Origin of the sequence: Neorhizobium huautlense (genome assembly GCF_030811685.1) — a bacterium.
GTDB lineage: Bacteria > Pseudomonadota > Alphaproteobacteria > Rhizobiales > Rhizobiaceae > Neorhizobium > Neorhizobium huautlense_A.
Genome location: NZ_JAUSRF010000001.1, coordinates 181,812 through 201,141 on the forward strand (window position 1 = coordinate 181,812; position 19,330 = coordinate 201,141).

18 protein-coding genes are annotated in these 19,330 nt (G+C 60.1%); 10 read left to right on the forward strand and 8 right to left on the reverse strand.

The genetic code is table 11. The features are described from left to right. Window positions 1–38: 38 nt before the first annotated feature. From J2T09_RS00775 to J2T09_RS00805, 7 genes are all read left to right on the forward strand, one after another. Window positions 39–1,304 carry a metallophosphoesterase family protein gene (locus tag J2T09_RS00775; RefSeq protein ID WP_306830023.1) on the forward strand — a complete coding sequence of 422 codons (1,266 nt, stop codon included), beginning with the start codon at window positions 39–41 and terminating at the stop codon, window positions 1,302–1,304. Next, window positions 1,304–4,780 carry an ATP-binding protein gene (locus J2T09_RS00780; protein WP_306830025.1) on the forward strand — a complete coding sequence of 1,159 codons (3,477 nt, stop codon included), beginning with the start codon at window positions 1,304–1,306 and terminating at the stop codon, window positions 4,778–4,780. Before J2T09_RS00775 ends, J2T09_RS00780 begins: the two co-directional genes overlap by 1 nt. Window positions 4,781–5,281: 501 nt before the next feature. Beyond that, entirely contained in the window at window positions 5,282–6,514 is a 1,233-nt protein-coding gene (gene proV, locus J2T09_RS00785; RefSeq protein WP_306830027.1) for a glycine betaine/L-proline ABC transporter ATP-binding protein ProV, read from the forward strand. Window positions 6,515–6,566: 52 nt separating this feature from the next. Beyond that, window positions 6,567–7,448, forward strand: a complete 882-nt coding sequence (locus J2T09_RS00790; protein ID WP_306830029.1) for an ABC transporter permease — start codon at window positions 6,567–6,569, stop codon at window positions 7,446–7,448. 67 nt (window positions 7,449–7,515) lie between these two features. Then, entirely contained in the window at window positions 7,516–8,418 is a 903-nt protein-coding gene (locus tag J2T09_RS00795; protein WP_306830031.1) for a glycine betaine ABC transporter substrate-binding protein, read from the forward strand. 139 nt (window positions 8,419–8,557) lie between these two features. Then, the gene (locus J2T09_RS00800; protein ID WP_373458294.1) at window positions 8,558–9,451 is read left to right on the forward strand and encodes a glycine betaine ABC transporter substrate-binding protein; all 894 of its coding nucleotides are present in this window, start codon (window positions 8,558–8,560) and stop codon (window positions 9,449–9,451) included. A gap of 100 nt (window positions 9,452–9,551) precedes the next feature. Beyond that, entirely contained in the window at window positions 9,552–9,809 is a 258-nt protein-coding gene (locus J2T09_RS00805) for a helix-turn-helix domain-containing protein (protein WP_306830034.1), read from the forward strand. 507 nt (window positions 9,810–10,316) lie between these two features. Here the strand turns inward: J2T09_RS00805 and J2T09_RS00810 are convergent. From J2T09_RS00810 to J2T09_RS00840, 7 genes are all read right to left on the reverse strand, one after another. After that, window positions 10,317–10,616: a CcdB family protein gene (locus J2T09_RS00810; RefSeq protein WP_306830036.1), complete on the reverse strand. Its 300-nt coding sequence runs from the start codon at window positions 10,614–10,616 to the stop codon at window positions 10,317–10,319. Next, a complete protein-coding gene (locus J2T09_RS00815; RefSeq protein ID WP_306830039.1) occupies window positions 10,616–10,846 on the reverse strand; it encodes a type II toxin-antitoxin system CcdA family antitoxin in 231 nt (76 codons plus the stop codon). The genes J2T09_RS00810 and J2T09_RS00815 overlap by 1 nt, the downstream gene beginning before the upstream one ends. Window positions 10,847–10,954: 108 nt before the next feature. Continuing rightward, complete coding sequence (locus J2T09_RS00820; protein ID WP_306830041.1) at window positions 10,955–11,740, reverse strand: gluconate 5-dehydrogenase; 786 nt, start codon at window positions 11,738–11,740, stop codon at window positions 10,955–10,957. A gap of 132 nt (window positions 11,741–11,872) precedes the next feature. Continuing rightward, a complete protein-coding gene (kduI, locus tag J2T09_RS00825) occupies window positions 11,873–12,715 on the reverse strand; it encodes a 5-dehydro-4-deoxy-D-glucuronate isomerase (RefSeq protein WP_306830043.1) in 843 nt (280 codons plus the stop codon). A 53-nt stretch (window positions 12,716–12,768) separates the two neighbouring features. Continuing rightward, window positions 12,769–13,230, reverse strand: a complete 462-nt coding sequence (locus tag J2T09_RS00830; RefSeq protein ID WP_306830045.1) for a YhcH/YjgK/YiaL family protein — start codon at window positions 13,228–13,230, stop codon at window positions 12,769–12,771. Window positions 13,231–13,292: 62 nt separating this feature from the next. Beyond that, a complete protein-coding gene (gene kdgT, locus J2T09_RS00835) occupies window positions 13,293–14,309 on the reverse strand; it encodes a 2-keto-3-deoxygluconate transporter (protein ID WP_306830047.1) in 1,017 nt (338 codons plus the stop codon). A 30-nt stretch (window positions 14,310–14,339) separates the two neighbouring features. After that, complete coding sequence (locus tag J2T09_RS00840) at window positions 14,340–15,320, reverse strand: sugar kinase (protein WP_306830049.1); 981 nt, start codon at window positions 15,318–15,320, stop codon at window positions 14,340–14,342. Between the two features lie 245 nt (window positions 15,321–15,565). Between J2T09_RS00840 and pflB the strand changes: the two genes are divergently transcribed. After that, window positions 15,566–17,824, forward strand: a complete 2,259-nt coding sequence (gene pflB, locus J2T09_RS00845) for a formate C-acetyltransferase (protein ID WP_306830051.1) — start codon at window positions 15,566–15,568, stop codon at window positions 17,822–17,824. 89 nt (window positions 17,825–17,913) lie between these two features. Then, on the forward strand, window positions 17,914–18,705 hold the full coding sequence (gene pflA, locus J2T09_RS00850) for a pyruvate formate-lyase-activating protein (RefSeq protein WP_306830053.1): 792 nt from the start codon (window positions 17,914–17,916) through the stop codon (window positions 18,703–18,705). 36 nt (window positions 18,706–18,741) lie between these two features. Here the strand turns inward: pflA and J2T09_RS00855 are convergent, their stop codons facing one another. Next, on the reverse strand, window positions 18,742–18,999 hold the full coding sequence (locus tag J2T09_RS00855) for a hypothetical protein (RefSeq protein ID WP_306830055.1): 258 nt from the start codon (window positions 18,997–18,999) through the stop codon (window positions 18,742–18,744). Window positions 19,000–19,113: 114 nt separating this feature from the next. On the opposite strand from J2T09_RS00855, the gene J2T09_RS00860 reads away from it, so the two are divergent. Beyond that, on the forward strand, window positions 19,114–19,317 hold the full coding sequence (locus J2T09_RS00860) for a DUF4287 domain-containing protein (RefSeq protein ID WP_306830765.1): 204 nt from the start codon (window positions 19,114–19,116) through the stop codon (window positions 19,315–19,317). Window positions 19,318–19,330: the final 13 nt, after the last annotated feature.

Below are 19,330 nucleotides of genomic sequence, written 5' to 3' on the forward strand. Positions count from 1 at the left end.
TTCCGGCCTATAGTTAAGCAGATTTTGCGAGTCACTTGATGCCGTTCCGCTTCGTCCACACCGCCGATATCCACCTCGATTCTCCACTTCGTTCGCTGGCCCTGCGCAATGCAGAGCTGGCGGAACTGGTCGGAGGCGCGACACGCCAGGCACTGGTGTCGATCGTCGATCTCTGCCTCGAGGAGAAGGTCGATGCGCTGGTGATTGCCGGCGATCTTTACGATGGCGACCAGACCTCGATGAAAACGGCCCGTTTTCTGGCCGGGCAAATGGAGCGGCTGCACCAGGCCGGCATTGCGGTCTACACCATTCGCGGCAATCACGACGCTTTGTCGCGCATTACCCAGGAACTGGTTCTGCCCCCAAGCGTGAAGATTTTTGGCGGGCGGGCTGAGGCAATCGAGATGGAGGCGAGCGGGCTTGCCGTCGCCATTCATGGCCTGAGTTTTGCCAAACCGCAGGCACCGGACCCGCTTCTGCCCAAATACAGGCCGCCGGTCGCGGGTGCGATCAATATCGGCATCATGCATACCAGTCTCGCCGGTGCACCCGGCCATGACGTCTACGCCCCCTGCAGTGCGGCAGACCTGCATGCGTCCGGTTTCGACTACTGGGCGCTTGGCCATATCCACCAGCGCGCTCACCATACAGGCACCCGCACGGTGATCATGCCCGGCATGCCGCAGGGGCGCGATATCAACGAGGCGGGCGAAAAGACCGTCTCGCTGGTGACGATCGCCGATGACCGCACGGTGAGCGTCGAAGAACGGCTGACGAGCATTGCGCAATTCGAACGGATTTCCATCGATCTGACCGGCCTGACCGAGTGGCGGGATGCTGCCGCGGCGATAGAGACCGCCCTTTCCGGCCAGCGCGGCAAGACGGCCTCGCAACATCTTGTCGCGCGTCTTCGTTTGCTAGGCGAGACGCCCCTCTCCTTCCGCCTGCGGCGCGATATCGACCTGATGCTGGCAGAGGCCGAGCAACGCGGCCAGCGGCTGGGCGACACCTGGATCGAGAAACTGGAACTGGATGTGCGCCCGCCCGGCGAGGCGGAGCAGGCAAATGCCGACCCGGTGATCGAGCTTGGCCAGCTGATGCGATCCGACGTGATTGCCCGCCCCGGTTTTCGCGATGACATCAGCGACATGGTGCGCGAGATGCTGGCCGACCTGCCGGCCGAAAGCCGCCATTTTGCCGGCGATGACGAGGCCGCCTTCAATCGCTTCGTCGATGATCTTCTCGCCCGGGGAACCGACGATATCACCGCGCGCCTGAGCGGCGCCGAGCGGGATGAAAACTGATGCGCCTCAACCGACTGGACCTGACACGCTACGGCAAGTTCACCGACCATGTGATCGATTTCGGCAAGGTCCCCGCCGGGCAACCGGACTTGCATATCATCTACGGCCTGAACGAGGCCGGCAAGTCCACGACATTAGCCGCCTATCTCGACCTCCTGTTCGGCATGCACACGCAGACGCCTTTCAATTTCCTGCATCCCTACAGCTCGATGCGGATAGGCGCTGAGCTGGACATCGATGGCGCGACGCATGAACTGGCACGGCTGAAGCAGCGCAGCGGCAGCCTGATCGATGGGCGCGGTTCGCCGGTCAACGATGCGCTGCTGGTGGGTGCGCTTAGCGGCGTAACGCGTGACGCTTATCGCACGATGTTTTCTCTCGACGACAAATCGCTGGAGGAAGGCGGCAATGCCATCATCCAGAGCAAGGGGGAACTGGGCGAATTGCTGTTTTCTGCAAGCTCCGGCCTTGCAGGTCTCAGCAAGACGCTGGCGGCAGCGAGCGAAGAGGCAGCGGGTTTTCACAAGAAGCGCTCGTCCTCTACAAAGCTTGCCGAGCTGAAACGCGCCCTGGAAACGTTGAAAACCGAGCGGAACGCGATCGATACGTTCGCGACCACCTATAGCAGCCTCAACACCGCGCATGAGACGGCAAAAACCGCCTATGACGGCGCTGCCGCCGAGCTGGCCGAGGCGCGCACCCGCCATGCCGGCCTCACCCGTATCCTGACCGCCCTGCCCCTCTCCCTGCAACTTACGGGACTTGAAACCGGCCGTGAGCAACAGACCCCGCTGCCACGCCCGCCGGCAGAATGGTTTGCGCTTCTGCCGCAACTCGTGCGTGACGAAACACGGCTGCAGGCGCTGCTGCAGGAAAAAGATCGCGTCATCGAACAGGTCCAACGCGAGATCGATGATATTGCCGTCGATGAAGAAGCGCGGCTGATCGCCGTCCATGCAGAGATGCTGGCGGATGGCGTCGCCCGTTTCCGGTCCGCGGAAAACGACTTGCCGCGACGGCGGCAATCTCTGGCGGAACAGGAGGGCGCATTGGCCCGCCTGCTGGCGGATCTCGAACGTCCGCCCCATGACGATGCCGAGGCACTGTTGCTGCCGGCCTCAACCACCGCGATCATCCGCGACCTGATCGAAAAGCGCTCGGGCATCGATGTGCAGCTTTCGACGGCGGAACGCGAACTCAAGCGCAGCCGGGATGCGCTGGAGCGGTTGCGGGAAAAGGAACCGGCCGGACAAACGTCCGGCGAAGTCCCTGACGATATCACGCTGGAGCGGCTTGAAGCGACGCTTTCGCGCCTGACCTCATCCGACCTGCCGTCTCGGCTTGCCTTGGAGGAGCGCGGCCGCACCCAATTGCAGCGCAATCTCGAAAACCGCATGGGCATGCTGTCGCCTTGGACCGGCGACATGAATGCGCTGGCGGCGACACCCAATGCCGATGCCCGACAGATCGAGACATGGCGCAGCCACGCGGTGGCGATCGACCGCCGTTTGAACGAGCACCGTGCCCGCCTCCGCGAGATGGAGACGGAACAGGTGACGATGCAGGCGCGCCTTGCCGCCTTCAACGCCGGAGGCGCGATCGACGACACCGAAGCACGGGCCGCACGCGACGAGCGCGATGCCGCATGGCTGGCACATCTGGCAAAACTCGACGCGCAGACGGCACGGAGTTTCGAGGAGGCCATGCGCCGGGACGATGGCGTTTCGGCAGGGCGGCTTTCGCGCGCCCACGAACTGGCGGAACTGCGGCAGCTGACGCGTAAGACGGCCGAAAACAATGCCGCGGTCGAACACCAGCATGATCTACTTGCCGAGGCGGAAGCGGAACATGTGGCGCTTGCCGAAAAAATCGGTGCGATTCTGCCCGACACGTCCGGGATCGAGATGAATGCGCTGGAGCGCATCGCAGCTGTTGAAAGCTGGACAACACGCCGGGCGGAAGCCCTGTCCGCCGGGGCGCAGTTGCAGCAGTCACAGACGGATATCATCGATATTCGCGAGGAACTCGACGGCCTTTGCGGCGCGTTGCAGGCCGCCCTTTTGGAAGCCGGTGCGCGCGGGCTTCACCAGATCACCCCGGTAGAACTGGCGCGTGGCGCCACCGATTTTATCTCTCGTATCAAGGCAGGCGCGCATGAACGGGCGGCGCATGAAAAATCCGCAGCCGACCTTTCGCGTGACATAACCGAACGCCAACGCGACCGGGAAGACGCGCAGCTGAGCGCGGATGGCTGGCAGGAAACCTGGCGGCAGACACTGTCGAAAACCTGGCTGGCCGACCACGCGGATTCCGTTGCCGCCATCGGAAAGATGCTATCGGAACTGTCGAAACTGCCGGTCATCCTGAAGGATCGGCAGGATCTGGCGCAGCGCGTCAACGCCATGGAGCGCGACCAGACGCAGTTCCGCGATGAGGTTTCCACGCTGCTGCGCAAGCTGGATGATGACGGCAGCATGGATGATCCCCTAGTGATTGCAGGCCAGCTTCTCGACCGGCTGAAGACCGCCACACGCGAAGAACAGGCACGCGCGACGCGACACGAAAACCTCGAAAAACTGAAAACCGAGCGAGCGGAACTGGCCGGGGAACTGGCCGTGCATGAGGCGCAGAAGGCCAAGGTCACCGCCTATTTCGGCACCGACACGCTGGCGGCCGTCGAAACGTTTCTGGAACAGGCGCGGGAACGCGACAGAACCGAAACCCGCATTGCCGAATTGAAAGCGCAGATTGCCCAGAGCCTGCAAATGGCACATTTCGAAGATGCGGCGCGACAACTGGCCGACATCGATGCTGTCGGCATCGAGCGTGAAGCGGAAGAGCTTTCCACCCGCATCAACGATCTCACCGATCGCACCCGTGAACTTTACGCGGAAATGACCCGCGCCAGGGACAAACTCGATGCCGTCGGCGGTGACGATGCCGTGGCGCAGATCGAAGCCAGGCGGCGCACGGTCCTTCTCGAAATCGAGGATGCGGCGACACGTTACCTGACGCTCAGGACCGGCATTCTCGCTGCCGAACAGGCACTGCATATCTACCGGGAAAAACATCGCAGCTCGATGATGAACCGCGCCTCGGAAGCCTTCAGCCTGATCACCGGCGGCAATTATTCCGGGCTGACGACACAGATCGACGGCAGCAGCGAAATCCTGATCGGCGTGGGGCGCGACGGCGGATCGAAACTGGCCAAGGAGATGTCCACCGGCACGCAATTCCAGCTTTATCTGGCGCTGCGGCTGGCGGGTTATGAGGAATTCGCGGCGGTGCGCCCTTCCGTTCCGTTCATCGCTGACGACATCATGGAAAGTTTTGACGACCAGCGCTCGGAAGAGGTTTTTCGCCTGTTGGGCGAGATGTCGAAGGTCGGTCAGGTGATCTACCTCACCCACCACAGGCACCTATGCGACATTGCAAAAACTGTTGTGCCGCAAGTAAAGATCCACCAACTGCCGTGATGGAGTCTGCGTGACCTGAAAGATGCCGTCGCGTGCTTCCAAACGGCATGAGGTGGCCTCATCGATCGGTTTCGGCGCGTCAAAACCGCACGCCGAATGCCCTGCTTCGCGCAAGTATCACAACCATCGAAAACCCCTATGGGGCAGTGACTTACGGCCAATCACCAGCAAGTAAGACCGCATCCATAACCCATCCGTGATTACGTCAAATGGGATTTTTTTATGGACACATTTCTTATAGCGCCCTACATAGATCTCGTCTTCGACATATTTCCTGATCGACGGATCGGAAAATCCCACGGCATGCGCGGAATTACTTTCCGGGCCCTTGCGGATGTACATGACGTATATTCGAACGGTCAGAATTTCTGCTGGGAAATTCACACGCGGATGCGATAAAGAAACACATAAAACTTCCGGAAAGGCTAGCGCAGCTGTCCTTTCCGGAGGATTTATCAGCAAGGAGTATGTCCGCGCTATCGAGCCCGGGCCCAAGATTGTATGGCTTTTACAACTGAAAATGACGCGTCGGCTGAGCCGGCTTCGACCAAGATCAGTATCAACAATGTCTTCAAGATATTCGGCGAGCGCCCCGACAAGGCGCTGGACATGGTCCGCGCCGGCAAGACGAAATCCGAAATTCACGCCCAGACCGGCTGTTCGGTGGGCGTCAACAATGCCACATTCGACATCAAGGCCGGCGAAATCTTCGTCATCATGGGCCTGTCGGGATCCGGCAAATCCACCCTTCTTCGCCTCTTGAACCGCCTGATCGAACCGACCTCGGGCTCCATCGAAATCGATGGCAAGGACATCACCAAGATGTCGCGCAAGGAACTGATCGACGTGCGCCGCCGCGAGATCAGCATGGTGTTCCAGTCCTTTGCGCTTCTGCCAAACCGAAGCGTTCTCAACAACGCTGCTTTCGGCCTTGAAGTTGCCGGAATGAGCGAAACCGAGCGCAAGGAAAAGGCGATGGCAGCGCTGAAGGCCGTGGGCCTCGACGGTTATGCCGACAGCAAGCCGGATCAGCTGTCCGGCGGCATGAAGCAGCGTGTCGGCCTTGCCAGAGCGCTGGCCAGCGAACCGACCGTTCTGCTGATGGACGAAGCGTTTTCCGCGCTCGACCCGCTGATCCGCACGGAAATGCAGGACGAACTGGTGCGCCTGCAATCCGAACAAAGCCGCACGATCGTCTTCGTCAGCCACGACCTCGACGAGGCCATGCGTATCGGCGACCGCATCTGCATCATGCAGAACGGCAATGTCGTGCAGGTGGGCACCCCGGACGAAATCGTCATGAGCCCGGCCAATGACTACGTCCGCTCGTTCTTCCGCAATGTCGATGTGTCTCAGGTCTTCAAGGCCGGCGATGTGGCCCGCAAGACGCAGATCACCATCATCGAGCGTCAGGGCACGACGGCTGCTGCCGCTCTTGAGCGGATGAAGAATTTCGACCGCGAATACGCGATCATTCTGGGCCGCGACAAGACCTATCACGGCGTCGTCAGCCAGACGTCGCTGGTCGAAAAGATGCGCGAAAAGGTGGCGGATCCTTACCGTGGCGCCTTCCTCTCCGAGATCGAGCCGATCGCAGCCGACGAGTCGCTGTCGAACGTGCTTGGAAAGGTGGCGGCCAGCCCCTGGCCCGTGCCTGTCATCGACGAGAACAAGCGGTATGTCGGCTCCATCAGCAAATCGATGCTGCTCGAAACACTCGATCGCGCATCCTGATCACGCCGCAACGTCGCCTTTTCCTTTAACCGGCCCATAACCGGAGACAGACATGAATTTCGATATTGGTGACGGCGTCGATACAGCCGTCAATTACGTCCTCGACAACTTTTCGCCCGCTCTGGATTTCATCGCAGCCATGATCGGCTTCGTGACGGGCGGCATCCAGAACATCCTCCTCGCGATCCCCATGCCGGTCGGTATCGCCATCTTCGTGGCGCTGTCGCTGTGGCGTGTCAGCTTCGGCTTCGGCATACTCACCGGTGTTGCCCTTTGGCTGGTCAGCCATATGGGCCTGTGGGGCGCCATGATGGAAACGCTGGCGCTGGTGATTGCCTCGACACTGATGGCAATCATCATCGGCCTGCCGCTCGGCATTGCCATGGCACGCAAGGACAGCGTTGCGGCGATCGTGCGCCCGATCCTCGACCTCATGCAGACCATGCCGGCCTTCGTCTACCTCATCCCGGCCGCCATGTTCTTCGGTCTCGGTGCCGTGCCGGGTGCGATCGCAACCGTCATCTTCGCCATGCCGCCGGTCGTGCGCCTCACCAATCTCGGCATCCGGCAGGTGCATGAGGAATTCATCGAGGCCGGCAACGCATTCGGCTGCACCTCGACGCAGCTGCTGTTCAAGGTGCAGCTGCCCAACGCCATGCCTTCGATCATGGCCGGCATCAACCAGACGATCATGCTGTCGCTGTCGATGGTGGTGATTGCCTCGATGATCGGTGCCGGCGGCATCGGCAATACGGTTCTGACCGGTATCCAGCGTCTCGACGTCGGCACCGGTTTCGAAGGCGGCCTCGCCGTCGTCATTCTGGCGGTCATCCTCGACCGTATCACCCAGAGCCTCGGAAAGCCGCGCGCCGCCTTCTGGTCCGTGCTTTTCAAGAAGACCGAGCGCGAGAAACTGGCGACGGCAAACGCCTGAGCCAGCCACGCGCCACCCATGCGGGTGCTGAACCCGCGATCACTGAAACTCCCATCAAGGAGACCACATGTTGAAGAACATTTTCACGACCGGCACCACCCGCCGTGCCACACTTGGTGCAACGCTCGGCCTTGCAGCCGCACTCGTTGCCGGCTCCGCTTTTCCGACCATGGCGCAGGACGTCAAGCCGGTGAAGATCGGCTGGTCCGCCTGGTCCGACGCCGAATTCGTCACCAAGCTTGCGGCCAAGGTGATCACGGATGAACTCGGTGGCAAGGTGGATCTGGTTCAGACCGACGTGGCGCCGCTCTATCAGGGCGTTAGCCGTGGCGATGTCGATTTCATGATGATGAACTGGATGCCGGCAACCCATGCCGACTATTTCGACAAGGTGAAGGACCGCGTCGAGACGCTCGGCACGGTTTACGATGGCGCCAAGCTCGGCTGGGTGGTTCCGACCTATATCCCGGAAAGCGAGATCGCTTCGATCGAGGACCTCAAGAAGCCAGAGGTTCAGGAAAAGCTTGCCAAGACCATTCAGGGCATCGATCCGGGTGCCGGCCTGACGCGTCTTTCGCAGCAGGCGGTGAAGGATTACGGGCTCGACGACTACAAGCTGCAGATTTCCAGTGAGGCCGGCATGCTGACCACGGTCGATCGCGCCTATCGCGGCGAAAAGTGGTTCGTCGCCACCTCGTGGAGCCCCCACTGGATGTTCGGCAAGCACAAGCTGCGTTACCTCGAAGACCCCAAGAAGTCTCTCGGTGATGCCGAAGTCGTCAACATCATCGCCACCAAGGGTTTCAAGGACGAAAACCCGAAGGTTGCCGGCTTCCTGTCGCGCATGAAGCTGCCGCTGGCCGATCTCGAGGCTGCGATGTTCAACGCCCAGGAAACCTCCTACGACGAGGCCGTGACCAAGTACATCGCCGATCACCCGGACCAGATCAAAACCTGGGTCGGCGAATAAGCCTGACAGCCCCTTTCACGACCGTGCCGCAGCGGTGCGGTCGTGAAGCTCAGATGACGACCGTCACCTCGCCTCCGCACACTCCACGGATTGTCAGAGGCGAGGTGGGCGACGACTGACCTCCCCCAAGGAGACCATATTGCTGAAGACCTTTACCCGCCGCACGACGCTCGGCGCCACTCTTGGCCTCGCCGCAGCACTTCTGACCACATCCGCCCTGCCGACCATGGCGCAAGATGCGCAGACCGTGAAACTTGGCTACGCACCGTGGTCCGACGCCGAATTCGTGACCAAGCTTGCCGCCAAGGTGATCACCGACAAGCTCGGCCAGAAGGTCGAACTGATGCAGACCGACGTCGCACCGCTCTTCCAGGGCGTCAGCCGCGGCGATCTCGATGCCATCCTGATGGCATGGCTGCCGGTGACGCATGCCGACTATTACGGCAAGGTCAAGGACCGGGTCGAGACGCTCGGCACCATCTATGAAGGCGCAAGACAGGGCTGGGTCGTTCCGGCCTATGTTCCCGAAAGCGCGATCGCCTCGTTCGAGGATCTGAAGAAGCCCGAAGTGCAGGAAAAGCTGGCCGGCAAGGTGCAGGGCACCGAACCCGGTGCGGGCCTGACCCGCATGTCGCAGCAGGCGCTGAAGGATTACGGGCTCGACGATTACACGCTGCAGATTTCCAGCGAGGCCGGCATGCTGTCGGCGATCGATCGCGCCTATCGCAACGAAAAATGGTTCGTGGCGACGGCCTGGAGCCCGCACTGGATGTTCGGCAAATACAAGATGCGTTACATCGACGACCCCAAAAAGGCGATCGGCGGGTCCGAACACGTGGACATTCTCTCGCGCAAGGATTTCAAGACCGACAACCCCAGGGTCGCGGATTTCCTGTCACGCATGAAACTGCCGATCGCTGACCTCGAGGCCGGCATGTCCGATGCGCAGGAAACCTCCTACGACGCGGCAGTGACGAAATATATCGAAAGCCACCCGGACCAGATCAAAAACTGGGTCGGCGAAGAAGGCTAAATTCGCATTCGATAATTTTCTCAACAAGGGCTTTGCCGGATTTCCGGCAAAGCCTATCTGACAATCCTTGGCGGCGTTGGGCTGCCGACGGGAGTGCCTGATGCACCGAGACCAGATAGAACCGGATTTTTCCGCCGACGACACGATTGGCGGCCGCATTTCGCTTGCCCGCGACGCCATCGACCTCACCGTGGATGAAGCCGCAGACTTCATCACCGTGTCTTCCGATACATGGACGTCTTGGGAAAACGACCGCGCCGAACCGCTGGCCAATCGCCTGCCGCTGATCGCGCGCCTGCTGGAGGTCAGCCTTTCATGGCTTCTGACCGGACGGGGTGACGGGCCGCGCTGGGCGTGACATGCGTTGAGGGATAGGCATAGTCATCCCTTGGCGATCCTTGATTTTCAAAAAACGCCCGCTTTTTTTTGCGGGTTATGCGGTCGGGGCACTGAAAGCTGCCTCGTAATTTAGTTTATAATTGACACCTCTCAGTGCCCCGTTCGACGGTTTTTGCCCGCGACTTCGGTTCCTCTGCGAAAGCCATCCCGGTTGTTGCCAACCGACTGGCGATCATGTGTGCCGCACAGGCACGCCCGGCGCGCTTCTTTCGGGCCTCAGAGGCATTGCGAGGTTTTAACGCTCCCAACACCTCCCCCGTGTCGCCGGAGGAGAACCAGTTTCCGCGAACCCTGTTGCTGGAGACTTACGTCGTTTCTCCAACACCAGCGCCGGCTCCAACTCGCCAGGACGCCTCCCGGTGTATCCACGATGGAACGCAACCATTATGCGCGCGGTTTTGAGAGGGTGGACGAAATTGCGTGAAATATTTTTTGGCGCAACTTTTTCTGGTAGCGTTTGAAAAAATCAGAAGCCTTGGAAGAGGAAATCGGTAGCGGCGATCAATTCGTCCCGCAGAACCGAAAAATCTGCGACCGGATCACCAATCAGCTGCCGTGGGACAGATGACAGGGACGGGATGACAACGACATAAGCGCGCCCGTCAATGTCAAGAACCGGGCTTAACCGAACGAAGGGGCGACCAATCCGCTCGAGAGGCAGAACTGGCGCGACAACACGGGTTTCAAGGCTATCCAGAAAATCCGCCTGCAGGTCCATCACCAGACCATCGCCACTTTTCAAGCGATGGACATGAAAACGGGCCATCAGAACTGCCGGTACTTTGCCAACGGCAAACCATTCTTTTCGACGTCGTCGTTATACGCTTTTATCGCCTCGGCATTTTCCAGCCGCCAGCGCCGCTCGCGCTCGGCCTTCACTGCCGCCGCAAGACCCGTTTCCGCAACACGCGAAACATCGATATCGAGATCACGCGCATCCGACAGAAGCGTGGCATCGACTGAAACACTGGCTTGCTTTCGGGCCTCGGAAGACATTGCGATCTCCATCGTCTGTACCGATTGTAAACTCTCGCGCGTCAAAAACAACCATATGAAAAGCCGGGGCGCGAACCCCGGCTTCGTTCATTTCATGCCTGACTAAAATCAGGGCTGCTTGCCGATATAGGCCAGGATGCCGCCGTCGACGTAAAGCACGTGGCCGTTGACGAAATCCGATGCCGGCGAGGCAAGGAAGACGGCGGGGCCCTTCAGGTCCTGCGTGGTGCCCCAGCGATTGGCCGGGGTTTTCGCCAGGATGAAGGCGTTGAACGGATGGCCCGGCTCGCGCAGCGGTGCGGTCTGCGGGGTTTCGATATAACCCGGGCCAAGGCCGTTGCACTGGATGTTCAGCGAACCGTATTCCGACGCAATGTTGCGGGTCAGCATCTTCAGGCCGCCCTTGGCGGCAGCATAGGCCGAAACCGTTTCGCGACCGAGTTCGCTCATCATCGAGCAGATGTTGATGATCTTGCCGCCACCCTTTTTGATCATGCCGGGAATGACGGCCTTGGCGACGATGAAGGGCGCGGTCAGGTCGATATCGATGACCTGGCGGAAATCCTTGACGTCCATTTCATGCATCGGCGTGCGGCGGATGATGCCGGCATTGTTGATGAGGATATCGACCGGGCCGAGATCCTTTTCGATATCGGCAACCAGTTTCTGCACGCCCGGTTCATCGGTAACGTCGCAGATGTAACCCTTGGCGTCGATGCCGGCAGCCTTGTAGGCTTCGATACCCTTGGCGAGGAACTCCTCGTTGACATCGTTGAAGGCGATGGTGGCGCCGGCTTCGGCCAATGCGCTCGCCAGCGCAAAGCCGATACCATAGGAAGCGCCGGTGACGAGGGCGACCTTGCCCTTGAGCGAGAATGCGTCAGGATAGCTCATAATCAAAAAATCCTTGAATACGGAGGAGGATAAGGCGGCAGCGCAAACCTGCTGCCGCCGGACCCCGCAGGCCGTCGATCCTGTCGATCGATGCCGTTGGCGGGGTCAGGTCGTGGCATCATGGCCGGGCGATCAACGCAGTTCGTTGATCGGGATGTGGTCCATGTCGTCGAAGGTGAGGTTTTCGCCGCACATTGCCCAGATGAACGTGTAGTTGGCGGTGCCGCAACCAGCATGGATCGACCACGACGGCGAGATGACCGCCTGTTCGTTGCCGACGAGGATGTGGCGGGTCTGCTGGCCCTCACCCATCATGTGGAAGACGGCCTGGTCTTCGGCGATGTTGAAGTAATAGTAGATTTCCGAACGGCGCTCATGCGTGTGAGCCGGCATGGTGTTCCAGACATTGCCCGGATCGAGTTCGGTCAGGCCCATCGACAGCTGGCAGGTTTCCAGAACGTCCGGGTGGATGAACTGGTTGATGACGCGCTTGTTGGCGGTGGCATTGTCACCGACCGGCTTTTTCTTGGCGTCTGCGATCGACAGGAAGGTGGTCTTGCAGACTTTGTGGGCCGGTGCCGAGATCATGTAGAACTTGGCAGGTGTTGCCTTGTCCTTGCTGCGGAAAATGATCTGTTTGGTGCCCTTGGCAACGTAGAGGCAATCCTTGAAGCCGGTCTCAAAAACTTCGCCGTCGACTTCGATCGAGCCTTCGCCGCCAAGGTTGAAGATGCCGAGTTCGCGGCGTTCCAGCACGTAATTCGTGCCGAAATTCTTCATGCAGTCGATGCCCTTGTCGAGCGGCACATCTTCGTTGACCGGCATGCAGCCGAACACGACCATGCGGTCGACATGGCTATAGGTGGCGAGAATCTCGTCAGCGACGAAGAGCTTTTCGATGAGGAATTCGGCGCGCGTTTCTTCGGTCGTGTAACGCTTGAAATCCTTCTGGCTGGCCGAATAGCGGATGTCCATGACTGTAACTCCTGTAGAAATCTGTATCGTGATGAAAGAGGCCGGTGCGGCGCTCAGAGAAGGACCTTGACGACGACCTTGCGGACCTTGCCGGCAGTCTCGGCGGCGCAACCCGGACGGTGGATGTCGGTCGGGTAAAACAGCGCGTAGGCGCCCGGGCCCATGAGGAGATCGGTTTCGTCGGTGACATCAGAATAGAAGCGGACGTCGCGGCCTTCAAACAGGTCTTCCTCGACCGTGTGGGCGCTGGCAAGAGGCGCGTAACCGATGACTTCGCGGCCGGCAAAGACATACTGGATGTCCATGTAACGGGCATGCGATTCCGGGCGCTTTTCGGCCTTCGGCGCGGTGTCGTAATCCTGGATCAGCGCGAAAATGCTGTCGCCTTCGATATCGACGCGGCCGGCGGGAAGCGAGGCGATGTCGGTCTTGGCAAGAAAGTCGAGACCTTTACGGACGTTCTCAGGCAGGATTGCGGCGTCGCGGTCGAGCGTGGCGAGATGGCTAAGATACATGACATTATTCCTTGATTTCCCTTGGGTCGGGGCCGGCCATTGAGGGCCGGCCCCGACGAAGCTTACTCGGCAGGGCGCAGGGCGTCAGCCGCCTGCGGCGCATCGGCCGGAGCGGCTTCGGTTACGCCTGCACGCTTTTTCATGTGCTTGGCGTACATGCCGGTGAGGATCGGAACCAGAATGGCGGTGGTGAGGCACGCGGCGGCGACCAGCGAGGTTGCGGCAGCGGCAGCGGGTTTGAACTGCGGTGCCATTTCGGCGATGATCATCGGGTTGGCGACGGCAGCACCGGCAGCCGACGAGGCGGCGAGACCGGCAGTACCGTTACCGCCACCGATGACCTTGTCGGCGATCATCAGCGGGATGCCGGTGACGACGATGACGAGGACGCCGAGCAGGATACCGCCCAGACCCGTGGTGAGGATGACGTTGAGGTCGATGCCGTTACCCAGCGCAAAGCCGAAGAACGGGATGAGGGTCTGTACGCCACCCTTGAAGAAGGCGCGCAGGTCCTTGTCGAGGTTGCCCAGGATGAAGCCGATCAGGAAGGGCAGGACGGCGCCGATGAACAGGTGCGGTTCGAACGTGGCGACACCGGCGGCGCCAAGGATCAGCATCGAGACCAACGGGCCCGATTCGATCGACATCAGCACGAAGGCGCCCGATTCTTCCTTGGTGCCGTATTGCTGCATGATCGCGGCGTAGAGACCGCCATTGGTCATGTCCATCGCGGCGCAGATGGCGAGTGCCGAAAAGCCCATGAACAGGCCCGACTGCACGCCTTCAAGCGGCAGGAACTGGGCGGCGATATAGGTCGCGCCCCAGGCAACCAGCGTCTTGACGACGACGAGGTTACCCGACTTGCGCAGCACCGTGCCGGTTGCGCGCAGGTCGATCGACGTGCCCATGCAGAAGAACCAGACGGCAAGGATCGGCACCGTGCCCGAGATCAGGCCGTTGGTGAACGAGCCGAAATAGCTGCCCGCCCAGGGGAAAAACGTCTTGCACAGTGCGCCGAGAATGAGCGGCACCAGCATCAGGCCGCCGGGGACCTTGTCGATTGCTTTCTTGATATTCATTTTTGCATTCCTCCTAAAATATCATCTTCGCTACTCGGTGGCACTCTGTTGGCCGCGCTGAGCGATCTCCTTTGAAAAAACGTCCGGCGTTGCTCCTTCCGGGATGATGGCGCCGTGGTGCTGGACGACAGCACCGGCGACGACGTGGGCTCGGGCAGCGGCTTCGACGGGAAGAAGACCGAGAAGGCGCCCGAGGATGTAGGTGGCGGAAAAACTGTCGCCGGCCGCGGTGGTATCGACGACTTTTTCGACCTTGGTGGCGGGCACGGTCTCGACCTTGCCGCCATGGATGAGCGTGGCATCGCCCGGCCCGTCCTTGATCACCACTTCGAGCTGCGGCATTTTCGCAAAATACGCGATGCCGGCATCGACGGTCTGGGGGAGACCCAGAACTTCAAGCTCTTCGATGGTGACGAGAACGCGGGTGGAAAAACCGATGACGCGTTCATAAACGGCCCGTGCATTTTCGATACCGCCCCAGAGAAGCGGGCGGTAGTTTCCGTCGAAATCGACGGCGACACCGGCACGGGCCAGTTCCTCCAGCCTTTCGAGCAGGCGCTCGCGGCTTTCGGGTTTCAGAACCGCCAGGCTGATACCCGACAGGTAGATGCTGGTGTAACCACCAAGGGCTTCCAGCAGATCCTTCGAACCTTCCGATTCAAAGGTTTCCCGGGCGGCTGCCTCGCCGCGCCAGTAAAAGAAGCGACGTTCGCCGCTAGCATCCGTGCGGATGAAATAAAGGCCCGCACGACGTCCTTTCAGACGCAGGACAAGATGGTCGTCGACCCCCTGCTCTTTCCAGAAAGCGGCCATCTGGTCGCTGAACGGATCGTCGCCGATGGCGGTTACGTAGGAAACAAAGCTACCCAGTCCGGCGCCGAGGCGCGCCATGTAGGCTGCCGTATTAAAGGTGTCGCCGCCGAAAGCCTGGGTGATCGACCCGTCAGGCTTGCATTGCATCTCGATCATGCATTCACCGATCGATGCGACGCGAATTTGTTGTTGTGACATTGTGCATCCCTTCCAGGCCGCGTCTGCGGCTTGAAGCACAAGGCGTCTCTGACCCCCGTCCTGTGCTTTCGAGATGAACCTATCGGGCTGCCGCACCCTCGGCGTTGATCGGGATCAATGGTTTCTCGCCGCGTGTTGATAGCCTGCAGATGGAAGTCAGGACGCCGGCCATTCGATGAGCATGTGTCGTGATTTGGGAGGATCCTAAATCAAATGCCGCAAGGCAAAGCAGAAGGAAGACACTCATGGGCATCCTTTCCGAAAAGATCACTCCGGCCGATGCATGGTCGGGTTTCAAGGGCGAGGCATGGCGCGAAAACGTCGATGTTCGCGACTTCATCCAGGCGAACTACACCCCCTATACCGCCGACAGCACATTTCTGGCCGGTGCGACAAAACGCACGCTGAAACTCTGGGAAGACCTGAGCGTCCTTCTCAAGGCCGAGCGCGAAAAGGGCGTTCTCGACGTTTCCGCCGACCGCGCCTCGACCATCACCGCCCATGACGCCGGTTACATCGACCAGAGCGCCGAGCTGATCGTCGGCCTGCAGACCGATGCGCCGCTGAAGCGCGCCATCATGCCGAACGGCGGTTTGCGCATGGTCGAAAACGGCTTGGAAGCTTTCGGTTTCGAGCTTGATCCTTCGGTGAAGGAGGTCTGGACCAAATATCGCAAGAGCCACAACCAGGGCATTTTCGACGTCTACAGCCCGGAAATCCTTGCCGCCCGCAAGTCCGGCGTCATCACCGGCCTGCCGGATGCCTATGGTCGCGGCCGTATCATCGGAGATTATCGCCGTGTTGCCCTTTATGGCACCGACGCATTGCGCGCCTTCCGCCAGAAGGATTTTCACGCACTCGACAACGAGGTTTTCACCGAAAGCGTGATGCGCCTGCGTGAAGAACTGTCGGAACAGTTCCGCGCGCTCGACGAGCTGCGGGAAATGGCCGCGAAATACGGCTATGACATTTCCAAGCCTGCGACCAATGCGCGCGAAGCCATCCAGTGGACCTATTTCGCCTATCTGGCAGCGGTGAAGGAACAGAACGGTGCGGCCATGTCGCTCGGCCGCGTCTCGACCTTCCTCGACATCTATATCCAGCGCGATATCGATGCCGGTCTTCTGAGCGAAGAACAGGCGCAGGAACTGATCGATGACATGATCATCAAGCTGCGCATCGTTCGCTTCCTGCGCACACCAGAATATGACCAGCTGTTTTCCGGCGATCCGACCTGGGTCACGGAATCGATCGGTGGTGTTGGCGAAGATGGCCGTCCGCTCGTCACCAAGTCGAGCTTCCGCTTCCTGCATACGCTCTACAATCTCGGCCCGGCTCCGGAACCGAACCTGACCGTGCTGTGGAGCACGCAGCTGCCCACCGGCTTCAAGAACTTCTGCGCAAAGGTCTCTGCCGATACCAGCGCCATCCAGTACGAAAACGATGACCTGATGCGGCCCAAATGGGGCGACGACTACGGCATTGCATGCTGCGTCTCGGCCATGCGCATCGGCAAGCAGATGCAGTTTTTCGGTGCACGCTCGAACCTCGCAAAGGCTCTGCTGTATGCGATCAACGGCGGTGTCGATGAAAAGAGCGGTGTCGCGGTTGCCAAGGGCTTTGAGCCGATCAAGGGCGACGTGCTGGTCTATGACGAAGTCATGCAAAAATTCGACAAGATGATGGACTGGCTGGCCGCGACTTACGTCAAGGCGCTCAACACCGTCCATTACATGCACGACAAATACGCTTACGAGCGTATAGAGATGGCGCTGCACGACCGCGACATTTTGCGCACCATGGCCTGCGGCATTGCCGGCCTGTCGGTGGCAGCGGATTCGTTGTCGGCCATCAAGCACGCCAAGGTGCATGTGATCCGCAACGAGGCGGGCCTTGCCGTCGATTACAGGATCGAAGGCGAATACCCGGCCTATGGCAATAATGACAACCGTGCCGACGACATCGCGGTATGGCTGACCGAGACCTTCATGAAGAAGATCGCCGCCCAGCCCTACTTCTATCGCGACTCAATGCCGACGCAGTCGGTTCTGACGATCACCTCCAACGTGGTCTACGGCAAGAAGACCGGCAACACGCCGGACGGACGCCGCGCCGGCGAGCCCTTTGCGCCGGGTGCAAACCCGATGAACGGCCGCGACATCAAGGGTTTTGTCGCAGCCGGTGCATCGGTTGCAAAAATCCCGTACGATTCGGCTCTCGACGGCATTTCCTGGACGGCCTCGGCCACCCCGGATTCGCTTGGCAAGACCGATGAGGAACGCGCCCAGAACCTTGCCAATTGCCTGGACGGTTATGCGGCGGCCGGTGGTTTCCATGTCAACGTCAACGTGTTCAATCGCGACACGCTGGTTGACGCCATGGATCACCCGGAACTCTACCCACAGCTGACGGTCCGCGTATCGGGCTACGCCGTCAACTTCGTCAAGCTGACCCGCGAACAGCAGCTCGACGTCATCTCGCGTACGTTCCACGCCAGAATGTAAGCCGGATCTGGAGATCGAACCGGGCGCAGTTTCATTCTGCGCCCGGTCCTTCCAGACAATGTATTCGCTATAAAACCATGAGCCTCACCATGGACATCCATCACACCTCCACCGGTTCGCCCAAGGCGGCCGCCAGCCACCACACGCCGCTCGACCACGGCTTCCTGCACTCCGTCGAAAGCGGCGCCGCCGTCGATGGACCGGGCATGCGCTTCGTGTTCTTCATGGCGGGTTGCCAGTTCCGCTGTCTTTATTGCCACAACCCGGACACCTGGAAACTGCACAATGGCCGCCGCATCACGCTCGATGATGTGATCGCCGAGATCAAACCCTATGCCGGTTTCCTAAAATTTGCAGGCGGCGTGACCATTTCCGGCGGCGAGCCGCTGATGCAGGCGGGTTTCGTCGGCGAGATGTTTCGTCGCATCAAGCAGGAATTCGGCCTGCACACTGCGCTGGACACGCAGGGGTTTCTGCACGGCAATGTCGAGGATACGTTTTTCGACAATGTCGACTTGGTGATGCTCGACATCAAACATTCCGACCCCGACACCTACAAACGCCTGACGGCGCAGCCGCTGCAGCCGACGCTGGACTTTGCCCTCCGCCTGAAACGCCTCAACAAGCCGATGTGGCTGCGTTACGTACTGGTGCCCGGCTGGACGGATGGCGCGGACGACATTGCCCGTCTTGCCGATTTCGTGGCGGATCTCGGCGATATCGTCGAACGCGTGGAAGTGTTGCCTTTCCACCAGATGGGCATCCAGAAATGGGAGCAACTGGGCATCGAATATACGCTGAAGGATTGCCCGACACCGACGCCCGAGTCCGTGGCGCAGGCGCGGGCGATCTTTGCGGAAAGGGGTTTGACGGTGGTTTGAAATCCTGCGGCGACGCTGGCCCATCACCGGAAGACGTTACCAGCGGGGCTGCTCGTTGGCAGGTGGGCCATTTTGCCACTGGTCATAATAATCCAGTGCGGTGTCCTGCGCCGTGCGCAAAAGGCTCGGGTCCTGCCAGATCATGAAACCGCCGATGACAAGCCCCGCTATGATGGCTATGCCGATCAGCTTGCGAACGACGAACATCACCAGCCAGATCGCGACGAGCGCGATCACCACCATGACCAGCAGGGAATAGATATCTTCAGGGATATAAGCGTCGAATGATTCCATGCCACGCTTATAGGGGAAACGGTTTGGCCGAATGAAGGCAGCAGGTGACGTGACTGTGGATGTGTTTCATGCCACCATCGATGGCATGAAACAGCAACGGATCGAGGGGACATGATGGCAAAGGATGTTGTTAAGGGACCAGCGTCGTATTTCCCGTCGATCGAAGCGAAATACGGACGCCCGATTGCCGAGTGGAAAGAGCTTATTCGCGGCCAGGGCGGAAAGAAACACATGGAGCTTGTGGCCTGGCTGAAGCAGGAGCATGGCATGGGACACGGCCATGCCAACGCGCTGGTTGCCGACACGCTGCGGGAGTAACACCTGAGCGAAT